General features: G+C 65.7%; 15 protein-coding genes. 2 read left to right on the top strand and 13 right to left on the bottom strand.

Features of this window, described 5'->3' with window-relative positions:
* Nucleotides 1–141 precede the first annotated feature (141 nt).
* Nucleotides 142–1,005, bottom strand: coding sequence for a DMT family transporter (locus J2R76_RS04145; RefSeq protein ID WP_076831338.1), 864 nt, complete (start codon nt 1,003–1,005; stop codon nt 142–144).
* A gap of 351 nt (nt 1,006–1,356) precedes the next feature.
* On the opposite strand from J2R76_RS04145, the gene J2R76_RS04140 reads away from it, so the two are divergent.
* Nucleotides 1,357–2,715, top strand: coding sequence for a PLP-dependent aminotransferase family protein (locus J2R76_RS04140; protein WP_076831695.1), 1,359 nt, complete (start codon nt 1,357–1,359; stop codon nt 2,713–2,715).
* Nucleotides 2,716–2,891: 176 nt separating this feature from the next.
* Here the strand turns inward: J2R76_RS04140 and J2R76_RS04135 are convergent, their stop codons facing one another.
* The 5 genes from J2R76_RS04135 to J2R76_RS04115 form a co-directional block, all read right to left on the bottom strand.
* Nucleotides 2,892–3,548: a carboxymuconolactone decarboxylase family protein gene (locus J2R76_RS04135; RefSeq protein ID WP_076831341.1), complete on the bottom strand. Its 657-nt coding sequence runs from the start codon at nt 3,546–3,548 to the stop codon at nt 2,892–2,894.
* 80 nt (nt 3,549–3,628) lie between these two features.
* A complete protein-coding gene (gene blaOXA / locus J2R76_RS04130; protein WP_076831343.1) occupies nt 3,629–4,441 on the bottom strand; it encodes a class D beta-lactamase in 813 nt (270 codons plus the stop codon).
* A 133-nt stretch (nt 4,442–4,574) separates the two neighbouring features.
* Nucleotides 4,575–4,838, bottom strand: a complete 264-nt coding sequence (locus tag J2R76_RS04125) for an EscU/YscU/HrcU family type III secretion system export apparatus switch protein (RefSeq protein WP_028335488.1) — start codon at nt 4,836–4,838, stop codon at nt 4,575–4,577.
* Nucleotides 4,835–6,418, bottom strand: coding sequence for a flagellar hook-length control protein FliK (locus tag J2R76_RS04120; RefSeq protein WP_076831346.1), 1,584 nt, complete (start codon nt 6,416–6,418; stop codon nt 4,835–4,837). Before J2R76_RS04120 ends, J2R76_RS04125 begins: the two co-directional genes overlap by 4 nt.
* Nucleotides 6,419–6,482: 64 nt before the next feature.
* Nucleotides 6,483–7,268 carry an ATP12 family chaperone protein gene (locus J2R76_RS04115; protein WP_057015499.1) on the bottom strand — a complete coding sequence of 262 codons (786 nt, stop codon included), beginning with the start codon at nt 7,266–7,268 and terminating at the stop codon, nt 6,483–6,485.
* Between the two features lie 70 nt (nt 7,269–7,338).
* On the opposite strand from J2R76_RS04115, the gene J2R76_RS04110 reads away from it, so the two are divergent.
* Entirely contained in the window at nt 7,339–7,794 is a 456-nt protein-coding gene (locus J2R76_RS04110) for a hypothetical protein (RefSeq protein WP_057015498.1), read from the top strand.
* Nucleotides 7,795–7,908: 114 nt separating this feature from the next.
* Here the strand turns inward: J2R76_RS04110 and J2R76_RS04105 are convergent, their stop codons facing one another.
* The 7 genes from J2R76_RS04105 to J2R76_RS04075 all read right to left on the bottom strand — a co-directional run bounded on the left by J2R76_RS04105 (nt 7,909) and on the right by J2R76_RS04075 (nt 16,876).
* Nucleotides 7,909–9,216, bottom strand: a complete 1,308-nt coding sequence (locus tag J2R76_RS04105; protein ID WP_244558928.1) for an amidohydrolase family protein — start codon at nt 9,214–9,216, stop codon at nt 7,909–7,911.
* A gap of 166 nt (nt 9,217–9,382) precedes the next feature.
* Nucleotides 9,383–9,946, bottom strand: coding sequence for an HdeD family acid-resistance protein (locus J2R76_RS04100; RefSeq protein WP_076831697.1), 564 nt, complete (start codon nt 9,944–9,946; stop codon nt 9,383–9,385).
* 418 nt (nt 9,947–10,364) lie between these two features.
* The gene (locus J2R76_RS04095; RefSeq protein ID WP_076831700.1) at nt 10,365–11,954 is read right to left on the bottom strand and encodes an MFS transporter; all 1,590 of its coding nucleotides are present in this window, start codon (nt 11,952–11,954) and stop codon (nt 10,365–10,367) included.
* 133 nt (nt 11,955–12,087) lie between these two features.
* Nucleotides 12,088–13,086 carry a glutaminase A gene (gene glsA / locus J2R76_RS04090; RefSeq protein ID WP_253623756.1) on the bottom strand — a complete coding sequence of 333 codons (999 nt, stop codon included), beginning with the start codon at nt 13,084–13,086 and terminating at the stop codon, nt 12,088–12,090.
* 783 nt (nt 13,087–13,869) lie between these two features.
* A complete protein-coding gene (locus J2R76_RS04085; protein ID WP_076831355.1) occupies nt 13,870–14,172 on the bottom strand; it encodes a hypothetical protein in 303 nt (100 codons plus the stop codon).
* A gap of 88 nt (nt 14,173–14,260) precedes the next feature.
* Nucleotides 14,261–15,475, bottom strand: a complete 1,215-nt coding sequence (locus tag J2R76_RS04080; protein WP_076831358.1) for an amidohydrolase family protein — start codon at nt 15,473–15,475, stop codon at nt 14,261–14,263.
* 108 nt (nt 15,476–15,583) lie between these two features.
* On the bottom strand, nt 15,584–16,876 hold the full coding sequence (locus J2R76_RS04075; RefSeq protein WP_076831710.1) for an RluA family pseudouridine synthase: 1,293 nt from the start codon (nt 16,874–16,876) through the stop codon (nt 15,584–15,586).
* Between the last annotated feature and the right edge of the window lie 34 nt (nt 16,877–16,910).

Here is a 16,910-nt window from a genome sequence, read left to right as displayed (position 1 = left end):
CCGCTTCCTGACGTCACGCACGGCCGGTCAAATTGACAGCGTGCGCGTCGATTGCTGGCGTCTCGAAGGATGCAGGCCCGCCTGTGGCCTCATGGTTCGAGACGCGCGTTCCGCGCTCCTCACCGTGAGGAGAGACAGACGTCAAGCAAAGCGGCGCGCGAACACCACACAGACGACGACGAGCATGGTCGCCACGATCATCGACCACGGCACCTGCTCGTGCAGCAACAGGCCGGCCAGCGCGAGGCCGAAGAACGGTTGCAGCAGCTGCAATTGGCCGACGCTGGCGATGCCGCCGATCGCAAGGCCGCGATACCAGAACACGAAACCGACCAGCATGCTGAAGATCGAGACATAAGCGAGCCCGAGCCAGGCCGGCGCGCCGATGCCCTGCCAGCTCGGCGGCAGCGTCATGATCGTCATCACGAGCACCACGGGCACTGAGAGCACCAGCGCCCAGGAGATCACCTGCCAGCCGCCGAGCCGCCGCGACAGCGCCGCGCCCTCGGCATAGCCGAGGCCGCAGACGATGATGGCGGCGACCATCAGGAGGTCGCCGGTCAGCGACGCCGATCCGTCGCTCGACAAGGCGAACGCGCCGACCGTCGCGCTGCCGATGCAGGAGAACAGCCAGAACAGCGGCTGCGGCCGCTCGCCGCCGCGCAGCACGCCGAACACGGCGGTCGACAGCGGCAGCAGCCCGATGAACACGATCGAATGCGCCGAGGTGATGTGCTGGAGCGCGAGCGCGGTGAGCAGCGGAAAGCCGATCACGACGCCGAGTGCGACGATGGTCAGCGACACCAGATCCTTGCGCTGCGGCCAGGGCTGCCGCAGCGCCGCAAGCAGCGCGGCGCCGAGCAGCGCCGCGATCGCCGCCCGCGCCGAAGTCAAGAACAGCGGCGAGAACTCTGCCACGGCCACGCGGGTCGCCGGCAGCGAGCCGCTGAAGATAATCACGCCGAGCAGGCCGCTGCCCCAGCCGTCGATCGAAGCCTTGTCCATCGTACTTTGCTTCCCAAAACGTAACTGCGCCCCCTCGCCCCGCTCTTGCGGGGCCGAGACGAGCGAAGCTCGCTCTTAGAGGGTTGGGGTGAGGGGCCGCCCCGCATACTCGGTAACGGCCGAACCCGTGGAGACTCCCCCTCACCCGGAACGCATCTGGCGATGCGTTCCGACCTCTCCCCGCAGGCGGGGCGAGGTGAAGCCGAGTCCACCTCGCACCGACCATAGCCGGCGGAGGCTCGCCAAGGCAGCTACAGATCAGTACAATATCGCAAAACTGTATGGGCAAAGGTAGGCATACACTTGCAACAGCAATCCGATGCGCCAAAGGCGACGCGGACCACCGACGTGATGAACGCGATCCGCGCCAAGGTGGCGAGCCGCGCGCTGGTCGCCGACGACCGCCTGCCCTCGATCCGCGGCCTGGCCGCGACCATGGGCGTGTCGCCCTCCACCGTCGTCGAAGCCTATGACCGGCTGGTGGCCGAGGGCCTGATCCGCGCCCGGCCCGGCTCCGGCTTCTATGTCTCGTCCACGGCCCTGCCGCCGCTCGCGCTCGCCAAGGACCAGCCGCAACGCGACCGCGCAGTCGATCCGTTCTGGGTGTCGCGGCAATCGCTTGATGCCGAGACCGGCGCGCTCAAACCCGGCTGCGGCTGGCTGCCCGCCGAGTGGATGCCGACCGAGGCGCTGCGGCGCGCGCTGCGCGGCCTCGCGCGGGCCGACGACGCCGTGCTCTCCGACTATGGCGCGACACGCGGCTCGCTCACGCTGCGTCGGATCCTGATGGCGCGGTTTGCCGACGAGGGCCTCGAGGTGCCACCCGAGCAGCTCTTGCTGACCGCGTCCGGCACGCAGGCGATCGACCTCGTCTGCCGCTTCCTGCTGCGGCCGGGCGACACTGTGCTGGTCGACGATCCCTGCTATTTCAATTTCCGGGCGCTGCTGCGCGCGCATCAGGTTCGCATCGTCAGCGTGCCCTACACGGCATCGGGCCCCGATGTCGCAAGCTTCGAGGCGACACTGGCCGCCGAGCGGCCGCGGCTCTATGTCACCAACTCGGCGCTGCATAATCCGACCGGTGCGACGCTGTCGCCGCAGACCGCGCACCGCGTGCTGAATGCCGCCACCGCCCATGATCTCACCATCGTCGAGGACGACATCTTTGCGGACTTCGAGCCGGAGCCTTCGGCGCGGCTCGCCGCGCTCGATGGCCTGAGCCGCGTGATCCGGATCGGCAGCTTCTCCAAGACGCTGTCGGCATCGGTGCGCTGCGGCTTCATCGCCGCGCGGGCGGACTGGATCGAGGATCTCGTCGATCTCCAGGTCGCGACCGGTTTCGGCGGCCCGAGCGCGGTCGCCACCGAGATCATCGCCGGCGTGCTGTCGAGCGGTTTCTATCGCAAGCATGTTGAGGAGCTGCGCCGGCGCCTTGCCCGCGCCCGCCGCGACGTCGGCGACAAACTGCAGCGCATCGGCGTCACACCCTGGCTGATGCCGCGCGGCGGCTTCTATCTGTGGTGCCATCTGCCCGACGGGTGCGACTCCGCCGACGTGGCGCGGCTGGCGCTAACGGACAATGTCGTGCTGGCGCCCGGCAACGTGTTCAGCGCCTCGCAGACGGCCGCCGCCTTCATGCGCTTCAACGTCGCGCAATGCCGCGACCCGAAGCTGATGCCGACCTTGCAGCGAGCGATCGGGCGCCAATAGCGACGGCGCCCTACTCCCTCTCCCGTTCTTACGGGGAGAGGGTTGGGGTGAGGGGCTGCTTCCTCTTGCACGGTGATAGCTGTGCCTGAGGAGAGTCCCCTCACCCGGAACGCATCTGCGATGCGTTCCGACCTCTCCCCGCACGCGGGGCGAGGTGAACGGAGTCCGCGCCGCCCCTACTTCTCACCAACCTTGAACGGCTCCTCCTTGCCAGGCGGCACGGTCTCCTCCGCCATCGCCAGGATCATCGCCACCATCACGTAATTGCCGGCGACCGCGGTGAGGTCGACGATCTGCTGATCGTTGAAAATCTTCTTGGCCCGCGCATAGGTCTCGTCGGAGACCTTCTTGGTCGTGGTCAGCTCGGTGACGAAGTCGTACACGACCGCCTCGTCGTCGGCCATCTTCGACGGCCGGTTGTCGGCCTTGAGCTCCGCGATGACGTCGGGTGGCAGGCCGGCCTTGGCGGCGAGCGGCGCGTGCGCGAACCACTCGACCTGCGAGCGCCACTGCCGGCCGATGATCAGGATCGCGAACTCGTTCAGCCGTGTCGGCACCGAGGTCTGCCAGCGCAGATAATAGAACAGATCGTAGAGCCGCTGGCCGAGCACCGGGCTCCGGATCATCGGATTGTAGGGACCGCCGATGCCGACGCTCGACACCTTCATGATCTGCTCGCCGAGCGGTTTTTGCAGGTCGCTGAGCTGCTCCATCGTGAGCTGCGGGAAGCGCGGCTCCTTGCTGGTGGCCGGCACCGAGAACACCGTCGCCGCGAGCCAGCCGCCGGCCGCGGCCAGCGTGAGCGACGAGAGCCAGACTGTTGCTGAATGCATGATTCCTCCGCTTGATTTTATCGGAGGATGCTAGTCGAGCTACGTAGCGCCAGCCAGCGATGAACACGCAGATCAGGTCATCACAGCGCGACGATATCGGTGAGGCATTGCTGCGTGACGCTCATCCGCGCATCGGTCTGCGCCTGCGTCTTGCAGTCCATGTTCATCGCGAACACCGTGATGTCGGTGCCCTTCTCGGCCCAGCCGACCAGCCAGCCGAGCGAGCCGTGCTCCTTGTCGGTGAGGCCGGTCTTGGCGCGAATGACGGCGTCGCCGACTTTCGTCACCGGGAGAATGTCGCACACCAGCTGCTGGCTGCGCTTGTCGACCGGCAGCACGCCGCGGCGCAGCCGGTCGAGGAAATCGATCTGCTGCACCGGATCGATCCGCAAATTGCCGGCCACCCAGAACTGGTCGATGCCGCCGCCGATGTCGCGGTTGCCGTAGTCGATGATCTCGAGATATTTCTTCATCCGCTCCTCGCCGATTCGGCGGGCGATCTCCTGGAACACCGGAAAGGCCGACACCGCGAGCGCGGAGCGCAGCGTGTGATCCTTGTTCCAGGCCTCGATGCTGCGGGTTGTGCCGTCCCACTTGAAGAGGTCCTTGTCGGCGTCCTGCACCACCCCCGTCTCGAGCGCGATCAGCGCGTTCGGGATCTTGAAGGTCGAGGCCGGCAGCCTGCCCTCGCCCGAGCGGACCTTGTCGCTGGCGATGATCAGATAGTCCTCGACCTTGTAGCCGACGAAGGTGCCCTCGGTGCCGAGCTCGAAGAACCGCTTTTGCAGCTCCTCGCGAAACTCGCTGCGCTGGTAGGACACATTGGCGAAGCTGCGCGATGGCAGGATCGTAGCGGCAGCAAGCAGACCGAGCGCATGGCGGCGATGGATCACGACAAGTCCTGGGCAGGTTCGCATTGACGACGATGGTGGATGCCATCGTGGTGAAAGGATGGCAAGAAGACTCACTTGTCTGTCGCGTTTTCTTCACGCGAACCGGTGCCCGCTTCGCTCGAAAACGCGCCCGCTAGCGCGCCCGGCCCGACATCCGCAGCACGAACACCAGCACCTCGGCGACGGCCTTGTAGAGCTCGGCCGGAATCTCGTCGCCGAGCTCGACATTGGAGAGCGCGCCGGCCAACACCTCGTTCTCCTCGATCGGGATGTCGTTGGCCTTGGCGACCTCGATGATCTTGGCGCCGATCGCGCCCTTGCCTTTTGCCACCACGCGCGGCGCACCGGCGTGGTCGTAATGCAGCGCGACCGCGAGCTGGTTGTTGGCCTCGCTCATGATGCGCGGTCCAGGAAATGGCCGGCGCGGGCGGGTGCGGGTTGCGGCGGGGTGCCGTCGCGGATCTCGATGTCGCCGGGCGTGAGCTCGGCCCTGGTCAGCGCCCGGCTCAGCTCGGAAGCGCCGGCGCGCAGTTGCGCGGCGGTCGAGGGACGCTCGGCCCACATCCGCACCGAGGTGCGCTCGCCGTTCAGCGACACCAGCGCGTGCACCGGGCCGGCCGGCTCGATATCGAGCGTGAAGCGCGCGCGCCACACCCGCTTGGCGGCTTCGACCTCATTGCCGCCGCCGTCGCGGGAAATCTCGAACTGCGCCATCGCCGTGCCCTGCGGGGTCAGGAACGGGATCTCGAAATTCCAGCGCGGCAGCATGGCGTCGAGCTGCGGCCGCGTAGCGTCGCCGCGGTCCGGCAGCGAGGCGACCTGCAGCAGCGTCTGCCGCGCCAGCGCGGCGTCGGTGTTTTCCAGCAGGCGATGCGCGGCGGTCGCGAGTGGCGTGTTTGGGGCGATCGACGGCTCGGCGACGGCCTGCGCCGACGGCAGCGCACCGCGAAACGGCGGTGGCGGTGTGTTGTCGCGTACCGGCACCTCGCCCGGCAGCATCTCCCTCGGCGCGGCGCCTTGCCGTGCGGGGTTGCCGAGTTCGTGCAGCGCTTGCTGAATGAGATTGAGCGCGCCGCCGGAGGACGGGCCGGCATCGAGCGCATCCGCGAGCGCCCCTGCGAACCCTGTGGTGCCGCGGGTGACATCCTCGGCGACCGGCAGGCGGGCCTGCGGCAGCAAGATCTCCTGAACGTCGAGGTCTGGCGTGCCGGATGGCATGAGGCTCGGCGCCGTCGCGGCGCTGGCCTGCGCCGGTTGCTGGAGCGGTGTGGCGGACGCGGGCCTGCCGGCATCAGCGGTACCAAGCGAGGTCAGCGCCTGGCGCAGCACGATCAGCGCGGCCTTTAGATCGGGCGCGCTGCCGCTCGCGGGCGCAATGCCCGCCGCCACCGTCGCCTCGAACAGCAGGCCGGATTTCTGCAAGCCGGTCTTGACCGCATCGCCGCTCAAATTCTCGTCGAGACCGGTCTGCTGCGCCAGCACCTGCGCGATCGCGGCCTGCAGCTTCGGCGGCAGATTGGCCGAGGCGACCGCGGCGAGATTGGCGAACAGCGGCGCCTGGCTTCCCTGCACCGCCGCCGCGGTCTGCGCCGTCGCGGTGATGGTGACGCGCTCCAGCGGCGTCAATACAGCCTTCGGTGCCGGGGCGACCGGCTGGGCGGCATCGGTGGCGTTGGCCGCTGCCGGCGACAGCCGTACGGCATCGCCGGTGTCCGGCCCCGGCCCGACCAGCTGCAGGCGGATGCCGTCATTGGTCTGCGACACTTCGAGCTGCAGGTTCTGGCCCTGCTGCAGCGGCACCTCGGTCTGGACGTCGATCGACAGGCTCGCGATCGCGATCCGCACCAGATCGGCGGACAGCACTTTCAGCACCTGCGCATTGACGACGCTGCCGGCCTCAAGCTTGAGGTCCGGCGCAACGCCGTCCGCCTCCTTCGAGGCGAGCACCGGCAGCACGGGATTGATGGCGAGTGCCATGTCGGAGGTCTCGGCCCTGCGCGAGGAACGTGCCGCAGGCTAGCCCGGCGCCGTAAACCCCTCGTTAACCGGCGGCCGGCTTGAGCTCCCTGAGCACGCCGGCGGCGGCCTTGAAATCGAGCTGGCGGGCGGCGCGGCGGACGGCGACCTCCTCGTCGACGCCCCATTTCTCGATGTTCCAGTCCTCGTCGACATGGGCGGCGGCCCAGACCTGGTCCTCGTCGCGGACGCCATGGGCGAGCGCCAGCGCCAGCAGCGCCGAGCCGGTCAGCGTCGTCACCACATGGAGCGCCGCGACCGACCATGGGTCGGTCGGGAACGCCGCCCGCGCCGCCTTGATCGCAGGCTCGGGCTGGCCGACATGCATCACCCCCTCGGCCATCACGAAATGGGCGCCGAGCGCGTCGGCGGCCCAGAACAGGATCGGATCCCAGTGCTGGGCCTCGCGCGCCACCAGCGTCTCTGGATGGCCGGCCCGGTAGAACAAGAGGTCGCTGCCGAGGAACTTGGCCGCATCGTCGGCGACCTCGTCGATGCGATCGATCACCCCCTCGATCACGCTGTTGGCAAGCCGCGTCAGCGGCATGGTCATGGGATCGATGGTCTCGCGCTGCGCATTCCATTCCGCCGCCACCGTGTCCGCAATGGCCCGCGTCGGCACCGCGATCGGCTTGCCGGACGGCGTGCGGATCGGCTTGCCGTCGAGCGTGATCGAAAATCCGCCATCGGCCTCGGCGACGCCGGCGCTGGTGTAGAACCGCTTGCGCTGGGGCGTGCGGATGTGGCGCCGCACCGCCTCCTGCGGATCGAACGGAGATTGTTCTGGGACATCGTCGAAAAGTTCGCGCATCGCGCCGGGTAGCTTTCGTTCATAGGGATTTCCCTGCAAGATATGTCAGGGGCAACGGCAAATAAAGCTGATGGGACGCGGCAAATTCCTTGCGGGTTTTTCGCTGGTTGCGGTGGTTTTCGCCTCCGCCACAGCCTGTGCCGGGTTCCGTTCGCCGGAATCCCTGATCCGCAACGTCTACGCCCATTATGGGCGAGGCAGCGCCGAATATTCCAACGGCCTGCCGCGCGACGAGGAAACGGCTCGCCGATTCTTCGATCCCACCCTGCGCGGTGCCTGGACCGCGCTGCACGATGCGCCCTACGATTTTCTGGTGCAGAGCCCGACCTGGCGGCTCGGCCCGATCTCGATCGCAATCCCGCGCCGGCAGTTCGACAAGGCCGACGTGACGGTGACATTCGACAATGAAGGCCGCGCCGTCACGCTCAACTTCATCGTCGTCAATGGTCCCGACGGCTGGGTGATTTCGGATGTCGAGAGCCCGCACGATTCCTTGCGGACGTTTCTGACGCAGTTTCGGCGGTAGTAGCTGCCCTTGCCCTTCCGGCGATCGCTGCTCCACCGGCCACGTCGGCAGCCATATCGGCTACAAGCCGATGCTTTGACGCTGCCGCTTGGCCCGCCTTGTGACTATGTCCGCCTACCTGTTCCGGTCACCACCAAGAAGATTCTTGTAGACCTTCCCATCTTTCATGATGACCAGGAAATTCTTCGCCGGATCCTCTATCAGCTTGATGTTGTCGATTGGATTGCCATCGACCAGCAGAAGGTCGGCCAACGCGCCTTCCTCCACCACGCCCAGCATGCCTGGATATGGATTTCGAAGCCCGGACAGACCGAGCAATTCGGCATTCGTCGATGTCGCCATGATGAGCGCTTCAGCCGGCGTGTACCATCGCGTGAGGGCTGACAGCATGGCGCCTTGCCGGTCGGCGAGTGCCTTCGAGAACAACACGTCGGTACCGAATGCCGTCTTCAACTTGTACTTCTTCGCAAAGCCGTAGACCCTGTCGGTGCCGGCAACGACCTGCCGCATCTTGTCCTGCTCCGCAGGTCCAAGGGCGCTGGCGCCCGACATATCGAGGAAGGGCTGGGTGCTCAGCCAAATTCCCTTCTCGGCCATCAGGCGGGCCGACGCGTCGTCCATCAAATGACCATGCTCGATACACTTGACCCCCGCTGCGATCGATCGCTGGATCGCGACCGGCGTGTAGGCGTGTACGACGGCATAAGTACCCCAGTTCTCCGCAGCCTCGACCGCGGCGCGCAACTCCGGTTCAGTGAACGTGGACACATCGAGCGGGCTGAACGGCGACGCCACCCCACCGCCCGCCGTGAGCTTGACCTGCGTAGCCCCTTGCATGAGTTGCTCGCGCGCGCGCACGCGAACTTCATCCGGGCTGTCCGCGACCATGGCGCCGCCTATCCTCTCCATGCGGCTGAGCATGCCGCCGATTGTTCTGGGCAGATCGGACAGCGGCCGGAAGTCGCCATGGCCGCCGGTGATGGTGATCATGGCACCGGATGGGTAGATGCGGGGACCGGCGACGAGACCTTCGTCGATCGCGCGCTTGAGGGAAAAGGCCGGCCCGCCCATGTCGCGAATGGTGGTGAAGCCGCGCATGAGGGTGGCCGTTGCCTCGGCGGCCGCAAGAAGATTGATGTAACCGATGTCGCTGGCCATCACGGCCGCCGGCGTCGGGCGTACCAGCAGTGCATGCCAGTGCGCGTCGATCAGCCCGGGCATCAGCACCCGTCCGTCGCCGGCAATCACCTGAGCGTCGGCCGCGATCGGCCCAGTCGAAATTTTCTCGATCTTGTTGTTCCGGATCAGCACATTGGACGGCCCGGACAGCGCGCCATTCCTGCCATCGAAAATTCGCACGTTCTGAAACAGCACGTCGCCATTCTGCTGAGCTTGCGCGGGCAGCAAGGCGACGAGGCTCATCACGATCGACGCAACCAGCGCCGAAACTCTCACGCCCTTCCTCAAACCTGACATGTCCACTCTCCGCCGATGGCGCATCGCGCGAGACCGTCATTGATGTCGCGAGGAGCCGATTTGATTTCAGACGATTAATGAGAGTTCTGCTGCTCCCTAGAGGATCGACGGCCTATTGAGCCGCTCTGGCGGCAGGCTGTAAAGCGTAAGTCAGCCATCCGATGCCATGAGACAGCAGATCGATCCCCAGCAGCAGCCCGAGCACCCACAGCCCGGTCGCCGGAAATCCCGTCAGAATGATGAGGCCGGCCAGAACGCCAAACAGCCCGGATGCCAGCATGATCCAGCCGGACTGCTGCCAATGGCCGATGCCGACCAGCATGCGCACAATCCCTGAGACCAAAAGCATGAGACCGAGGGCATAGGTCAGGAGCAGCGCGCTCGCCACCGGTTGGCTGAGCAGAACGATTCCGCAGGCAAGGTAGAGCACCCCCAGCAGAAGCTGCCACACGAATCCACCCCAGCCCTTGGTCCAGAAGGCGTGCAGGATTTCGAACCCGCCGGCAACAATGGCCGTCCAGCCGATAAAGATGGCGCTGATCACGGTGAAAAGCACGACATCTCCCAGCACCAGAAGGCCCGCGGCGATCATGACGAGGCCCAGCAGAACGCAGACCCATAAAGGCGGGCCAGGCAGGCCGCGGAGCATCGTGGGACTGTTCTCATAGGTAGCCATGTCGTCCTCCTTGATCCCTGGCAGCCATGGCACGGTCGCGCATTCCAGGCCGCGCAACCGCGCCACTCGCGCCGCCGGAGCTTGTGCCTGCCCTCACCAGCGCCATCCACAGCGGCGGCGACCTCTGTGCCACCAACAGGTCCAGCGGCGGCGGCGCGGTGGCGGAGGACGCGGGCGCGGTGGTGGCCGGGCGACGACCATATGAAGCGGCCGCTCCGGATCATCCGTCTTCGCGACGAGGGCATCTTCGGGGGCGACTGGCAGCGCCTTGGCCGCCTGCATCAGCAAGCCGGTTCCGAGACCAGCGACTGCGACGCCGCCAAGCATTCTCCGGAGCACGATGCGACGGTCGAGTTCATCCATATCTGGCACCTGGTTATTGCAGAGACCTTCTTGCCCCGCGGCGCCCGACGTCCGATCAGGCCGATCGCTCGCCCTCGCCGGTCGCTCCGTCGTCCGGTATTTCGCCTGGCCGATAATTCGGCAGCCGTCCCGCGGGAATGACCGTAAGCAGTGCGAGGCCGGCCATGATCAGCAACCCGATCTTCAAAGCGCGCAGGCGCGCTTCGGTGTTGACCCGGACGGCTTCCTCGACCTGCTGTGGCGTACCGCTCGTGCCTTCGAGTACGCTGCGCAGCCGATCATTGCTGACGAAAGTGATGTTGCCGAGATCAACCTGGCTCTGAAGCTCCTTGGTCAGCACCGGACTGGCCGCGATCCTGCCGAGCGCGATCGTGCTCAAAAGACCGACCAGAAGAGCTCCGGCCACCGCGGTGCCAACGGCAGCCGCCAGATTCTGCGTGGTTCCGCGCAAAGACCCGACATCCCCCGCCAACGCCTTGGGCGAAGCAGTGACCAGAACGTTGAACAGCAGTGTCACCAGCGAGCCCTGGCCGATACCGAACAGCACGAGGCCAAGGAGAACGGGAATCTCGCTCCAGTCGTTGCGCACGACGAACGCGAGCCACAGCAACGCAACGGTGCAGAGCCCAAAGCCGAAGCGTCCGATCTGGCGGGGCGTCAGCTTGTCGTAGAGATTGACGATCAGCATCGCCGAGAGAAAGACGGTCAGATTGAACGGCATCATCGCGATCGCCGTCGCGATTGGCGAACGTCCCTGCACGATCTGGATGTAGAGCGGCACCGTGAAGTTCAGCGCGGCCTCGAGCGCCACGACCGCGAACAGCGCGTAGACCGCACACCTCTCCTCCGGCGAATCGATCACCTCCAACGCCAGCAAAGGCGTCCTCCCCGCGGCCTGCTGGCGATGCGTCCACATCAGGAATGCCTGCCCGAGCACTATGCCAAGCACGATCAGGACCGGTGCCGGCGAGACGCCCAGCAAGTCGAATGGCGCGTTAGGGGTCGCCAGGATCACGCCCCAACTGTTCAGATTATTGAAGCCGAAGCTGATGAAGATGATCGCGCTCGCGGCAAGAGCGACCCCGATCATGTCGATCTGGACATCCGGGCGACCGTGGTCCGGCCGCAGGCGGAAACTCAGAGCGAAAGCGATCGCCGAGGCAACGATGAGAATTCCAAATGCGGGGCGCCAGCCGATATAGGTGCCGAGCAACCCGCCGACGACAAATGCCAGCACGCCGGCGGCAGCCCGCGCCGAGCCCAACGCGCCAAGGGCCGTCGCCTGCTGGCGTCCGGCATAATTCTCGGCAATCAGCGCGACGAGCGAGGGCACGATCACCGCGCCCGCAGCGCCGCAAAGCGCCTGAGCGGAAATCATGACGGAGGCCGTAGGGCTGAACGTCATCGCAATCTGCGCTATCAGGAAAAGCACGACGGCACCGCGAAATACCTGCACCGCCCCGAACCTTTGGGCGAGCTTGGCGCCAAGCATCACGAACCCGGCGACAAGCATCGAGTACGCCACGATTCCAGTCGCGACCGTGGTCGGCGGCACGCCGAAGCTGGCCACCATTCCCCCCATCGCAACCGGCAACGACGCGACGTTGAACGACATGATCATCTGGCCGAACGCAATCGCGACCATGGGCACCCATGATGCGCGCTCTTCCTGATGAATGTCGCCGATCGAGATTGCTTGCGTTGCCATCGCGTCCTCCAACCTGCCCGACGTTGCGATCGATCGGGCCACGGCTCGACCGATCTTCAGTGCCTCTTGTTCACTCGTCCGGTTGGGACACGAACAGATCCATGCCCAGTCTTTGCGACAGGAACTTCGCGGCGAGCTGCCCTCGCACGCTGTTGCCGGCCGCATCCAGTGGCGGCCCGAAAGTGCCGAAACCACCCTTTCCTGGAGACACCGCGACGATGCCTCCACCAATGCCGCTTTTGCCGGGCAGACCGATGTCGTACAGCCAGTCGCCCGACGTCTCGTACAGTCCAGCAGTGACCATGACCGCCAACGCATAGTGGCACACGGCCGCATCGACCACCCGCTGCCGGGTCACGGGGTTCACCCCGCCGTCGGCCAGCGTCGCACCCATCACGGCGAGATCCCTGGCGCTCACATTCAGCGAACACTGCCGGGTGTAGAGATCGGTCGCCTGCCTGGCGTCGCAATAGATCCGGTCGTAGCTCTCCAGCAACCGCGCGATGCTTCGATTGCGAAAATTGGTCTTGGATGCCGATGCGTAGACTTCCTCGTTGAGCGAAAGCTTGCGGCCCGCGAAGCGCGAGAGACCGTCATGGATGAACCGCCATTGCTCGTCAGCGCTCGAGCCCGGCACAAGGCTTGTGGTCGCGATCGCGCCTGCGTTCACCATGGGGTTGGTGCGCCCGGCTCCATGCTCGATCGCCGCCAGTGAATTGAACGGCAGCCCGGTCGCGTTCGCGCCCAGTTTTGCACGAGCCTCTTCAGGGCCGATGGCCTCGCACACCAATGCGAATACGAATGGCTTCGATACACTCATGATCGAGAATTCGTATTCGGTATCGCCCGCGCCGTAGACACGTCCGCTGGTGCCGGCCACGCAGACGCCGAACAGTTCACTCCGCACCCTGGCCAGGGCCGGATAAACCTGCGAATTGGTCCCTTCGCTGTTCGACTTGAAGCGCTGATGCGCTTGAGACACGAGCTCCTGCACCATCTCGGGTTCGGGCAAGTGCCCGGTCGAGATGTAGGGCCGCTCCGCTTGTTCCGCGATCGAAGGCGGCCGCATTGGCTGTCCTTCCGCATTTCGACCTTATTGCTTCAGGTCTTCTAGTCGGCAACCAGAAGTAGGCGCCCGAAAAACCACGGAGTCAACGATCCACTCCCACAGCCTTTGCAATGCTTGCGTTGGTCCAGAACACTTTACGACAAATGCGCTGAACGCATTGCGTATCGCGGAATCGCAGCGCCGTTGCGCGATGCACATTCGATATAGTCATGCGACGTTTCGGCGCGGCTAGGTAAGCAAGATTGTCCAATCGCCCGCGGCGCAATTGAATCAAAAGAGAAGTCATCATGGCAGCAACGAGCGATTTCCATCATTGGCACGCGAGAGTACGATCATCGTGTGCGGATGTGAGCCCGCCGCTTGTCCAAGCAACACCGGCCCGCGGCGACGGTGGAATGACCGCATCACTTACAGAGTGAGGTTGATCATGGTGGCGCGCGCAAGCGACGGACAGCTTCTGTTGGTAAAGAAGCTTGGTGGGCTTATTGCTATCGTTGTAGGCTGCTTGCTGACAGCAGTCGGTGTGACATTCGAATCGACAAGCACAACTGTCGTCGGTGTCTTGCTTCTCGTGCTCGGGGCGGCCCTGCTCACGCTCAAGATCATGAGACGAAATCAAAGCGGTCCGTTTGGATAGCCAGACAGATTCGCACGGTCGACAGCCTTGAACCGGATCGCCGCGGCTCCGCCGGCCGATGCCGCTTGCCTGTTCGTACTCGCGCCGGCGCGACGACAATTCCTTCCATGCGTCAGCAAGGCTTGTCTAGCAGACCACGCCCTGCCCTAATCCCGGTGGTTGGCGCAGGATCGCGAATAGGCGGCACGCTCGGCCTGGTTCAGGCCGGCGGCGGCGGCCTCGTCGAGGCACCGGCTGACGCGGTCGCCGAACGAGCTGCGCGGCCGCGAACGCAGGCTCGGCTGCGTCGGCGCGTCCATCCTGGGGATCGCCGGCACCTCGATCCGCGGCGGCGGTGGGGGTTGAGGGACCGGCGGATCCCACGTCGAGCGGCCGGGCGCAAGGATTTGCGCGCTTGCCGCGCCCATGGCCCAGAGCAGAACGCCGGCAACAATCAGGGATCGCTTCATAGCCTATATGTCGTGACGCGGCAGCAACGGTTCAAGTGAACGCACCATGCGTCAACGCTGCCCCCGAGATGCGAGTTCCCCGCCCTCGTCACGGTTTCTGGTAGATCACGTGACCGGCACGGATCGTGCTGCTCACTTTCGCAAGATTGCCGACGTCACCGAGCGGATCGCCGTCGAGCACCACGAGATCGGCGTCGAAGCCCTGCTCGACCCGTCCCTTCTTCGCGGCCTTGAAGAACCGCGCCGGATTGGTCGTCAGCGAGGCCAGCACCTGCCGCTCCGACAACACGCAGTGCATCAGCTGAAATTCCTGCGTGGTGTCGTACACCGTGGTGAAACCGACATCGGTGCCGAACAGCACCGTGCCGCCATTCTCCGAAAACTGCTTGAGCTGGTTGACGGTCGAGGCCACCAGACGGTTGGTGACGTTCGGATCGAGCACCACGGTGGTGAACAGCGACAGTGTGGGAACGAGCGCAGTCCCCTGTGCCTTGAACCGCGCCAGCTGATCCGCGGTGTAGCTGGGTTCGCCGGGCGTGGTGTGCGCGAGCACGTCGACGCCGGACTCGATCACCGTTTCGACGCCGACCTTGTCCTGCGGATGTGCGAACACCGGCCTGCCCTGCGCATGCGCGACGTCGACAGCCGCCTTGGCGATTGCAGGGTCCATGTTGACGACGGGCTTGTCCCCCATGAAGGCGCCGGTGAACAGCTTGATGCCGTCCTCACCCATGGCGAGCCAGTCGCGCGCCCATTTCGTGGCCTCCTCCGGCGTTGCGACCTCAGGAAGCTGCACTTCGCGAGGGATGTAGACGGGGTGCCCACCCTTCGGGAAGATATTGCCGGCGAGCAGGATGTTGGGGCCGGCGACTTCGCCCGCGGCGATGCGCTTGCACAGCGGCAAGGTGTCGCTCGGATCGGAGCCGAGATCCCATACCGTCGTGAAACCCCAGCGCGTCAGCATCTCCTGCATGTGCTGCGTCAGCGCTGCGGCCGGCGCTGCGCCAGCGTTGCGCCAGACTTTTTGCGTGAAATGGACATGGCTGTTCCAGAAGCCGGCGACGATGGTCTTGCCGCTGCAATCGATCACGCGGGCATCCGGCGGCGCCTGGATGTCGCCGGACTTGCCGACCGCGCTGATGAGGCCGTCGGTCATCACGATCACCGCATCCGGCAGCGCTTGCGCATCGGCCGATGCGTAGAGCGTGCCGCCGCGGAGCACGATGGTCTCGGCCTGTGCCGTCACCGCGGCGACAGCTGAGCTGATCAGGAAAAGCATGACCCGCAGCCAGGTGCCGATCATGGAGAGTCTCCGTTGCAGGCCGGCAAAGGCCGGCGCGCGAGGATAGCCGCAAAGCGCGGAGCCGTTTGATCGTTGTTGCTGTCCGCGCCGGATATCGGCGCCCGACCGTCACTCCTCGGGCGCGTTCTCGATCGGGTCGAAGCGGTCGGCCTCGAGCCCGAGCAGATTCCAGGATTGCAGCATGTGCGGCGGCAGCGGCGCGGTGGCATCGATCACGCCGCCCCTCGGGTGCGGAATCACGATGCGGCGGGCGAGCAGATGCAGCCGGTTCTGCAGGCCGCCGGGCAGCTGCCAGTTCTCCTTGTTGAAATATTTGGGATCACCGACGATCGCGTGATCGATATGCGCCATGTGGGCGCGCAATTGATGGGTGCGGCCGGTCACCGGCTTGAGCGAGACCCAGGCGAGCTTGGTCGCCGAGGTCTCGACCACGGCATAATAGGTCACGGCGTGGCTCGCGCCCTCGTCACCATGCTCCGCGATCCGCATGATGCTGTCCTCCTCGCTCTCCTCCTTGGCGAGATAGGTCGAGATGCGGCCCTGCTTCGGCTTCGGCACGCCGGCGACCAACGCCCAGTAGATCTTGCGCGCGGAGCGATGGCGGAATGCGCCGGTGAGGTGCGTGGCAGCGAAACGCGTCTTGGCGACCAGAAGGCAGCCGGAGGTCTCCCGGTCGAGCCGATGCACCAGCCGCGGCTTCTGCCCCTTGGCGTCGCGCATCACCTCGAGCATCTGGTCGACATGGCGCGTCATGCCGGAGCCGCCCTGCACGGCGAGACCGGCCGGCTTGTTCAGCACCAGCACGTCGTCGTCCTCGTACAGCGTCATGTCCTTCAGCGCCTGCAGCGTCTTCGCCTCGGCCTCGGAGAGCGTGCCTGATGTCTTCGGCGTGTCGAGCCGCAGCGGCGGGATGCGCACGCTCTGGCCCTCCTCCAGCCGGTCCTTGGAATCGGCGCGCTTGCCGTTGACCCTGAGTTCGCCCTTCCGGACGATGCGCTGGATGTGGGAGAACGACAGGCCGGGAAAGCGTGCCTCGAGGAAACGGTCGACGCGCATGCCGTTCTCGTCGGCGGTGACGACGACGGTCTGCACCTTGGTCGGCAGCGGCTGCTCGGCCGCGGGCTTCGTAGCGGCGGGCTCAGCCCGCTCCTGCCGGTCGCGACGCGACTCGGCAAAGCGCGGCGGCTTTGCGGACGCCCGGTGCGCGAACGGACGCTCTCCAGACTTGCGCTCACCGAACTTGCGATCGTCCGGCTTGCGGGTGCGCTCCGCCGATCCGCTCTTCCCACGATCCTTACCACGATCCTTGCCGCGATCGCCGGCGCGGTCCCGGTCGCGGCCCTTGTCGCGCCCTTTGGCGCGGTCGCCCGGCGATGTAGTTCTCTTGATGCGGCGGCTCATGGTGATTTTTCGGCTCCAGACCTGCATTGTGCCT

This window comes from Bradyrhizobium sp. USDA 4532 (genome assembly GCF_024171315.1).
In the GTDB taxonomy this organism is placed as follows: domain Bacteria; phylum Pseudomonadota; class Alphaproteobacteria; order Rhizobiales; family Xanthobacteraceae; genus Bradyrhizobium; species Bradyrhizobium australafricanum.
The sequence above is the reverse complement of the archived record's forward strand: the minus strand, read 5'-3'. Positions and strand labels throughout refer to the sequence as shown.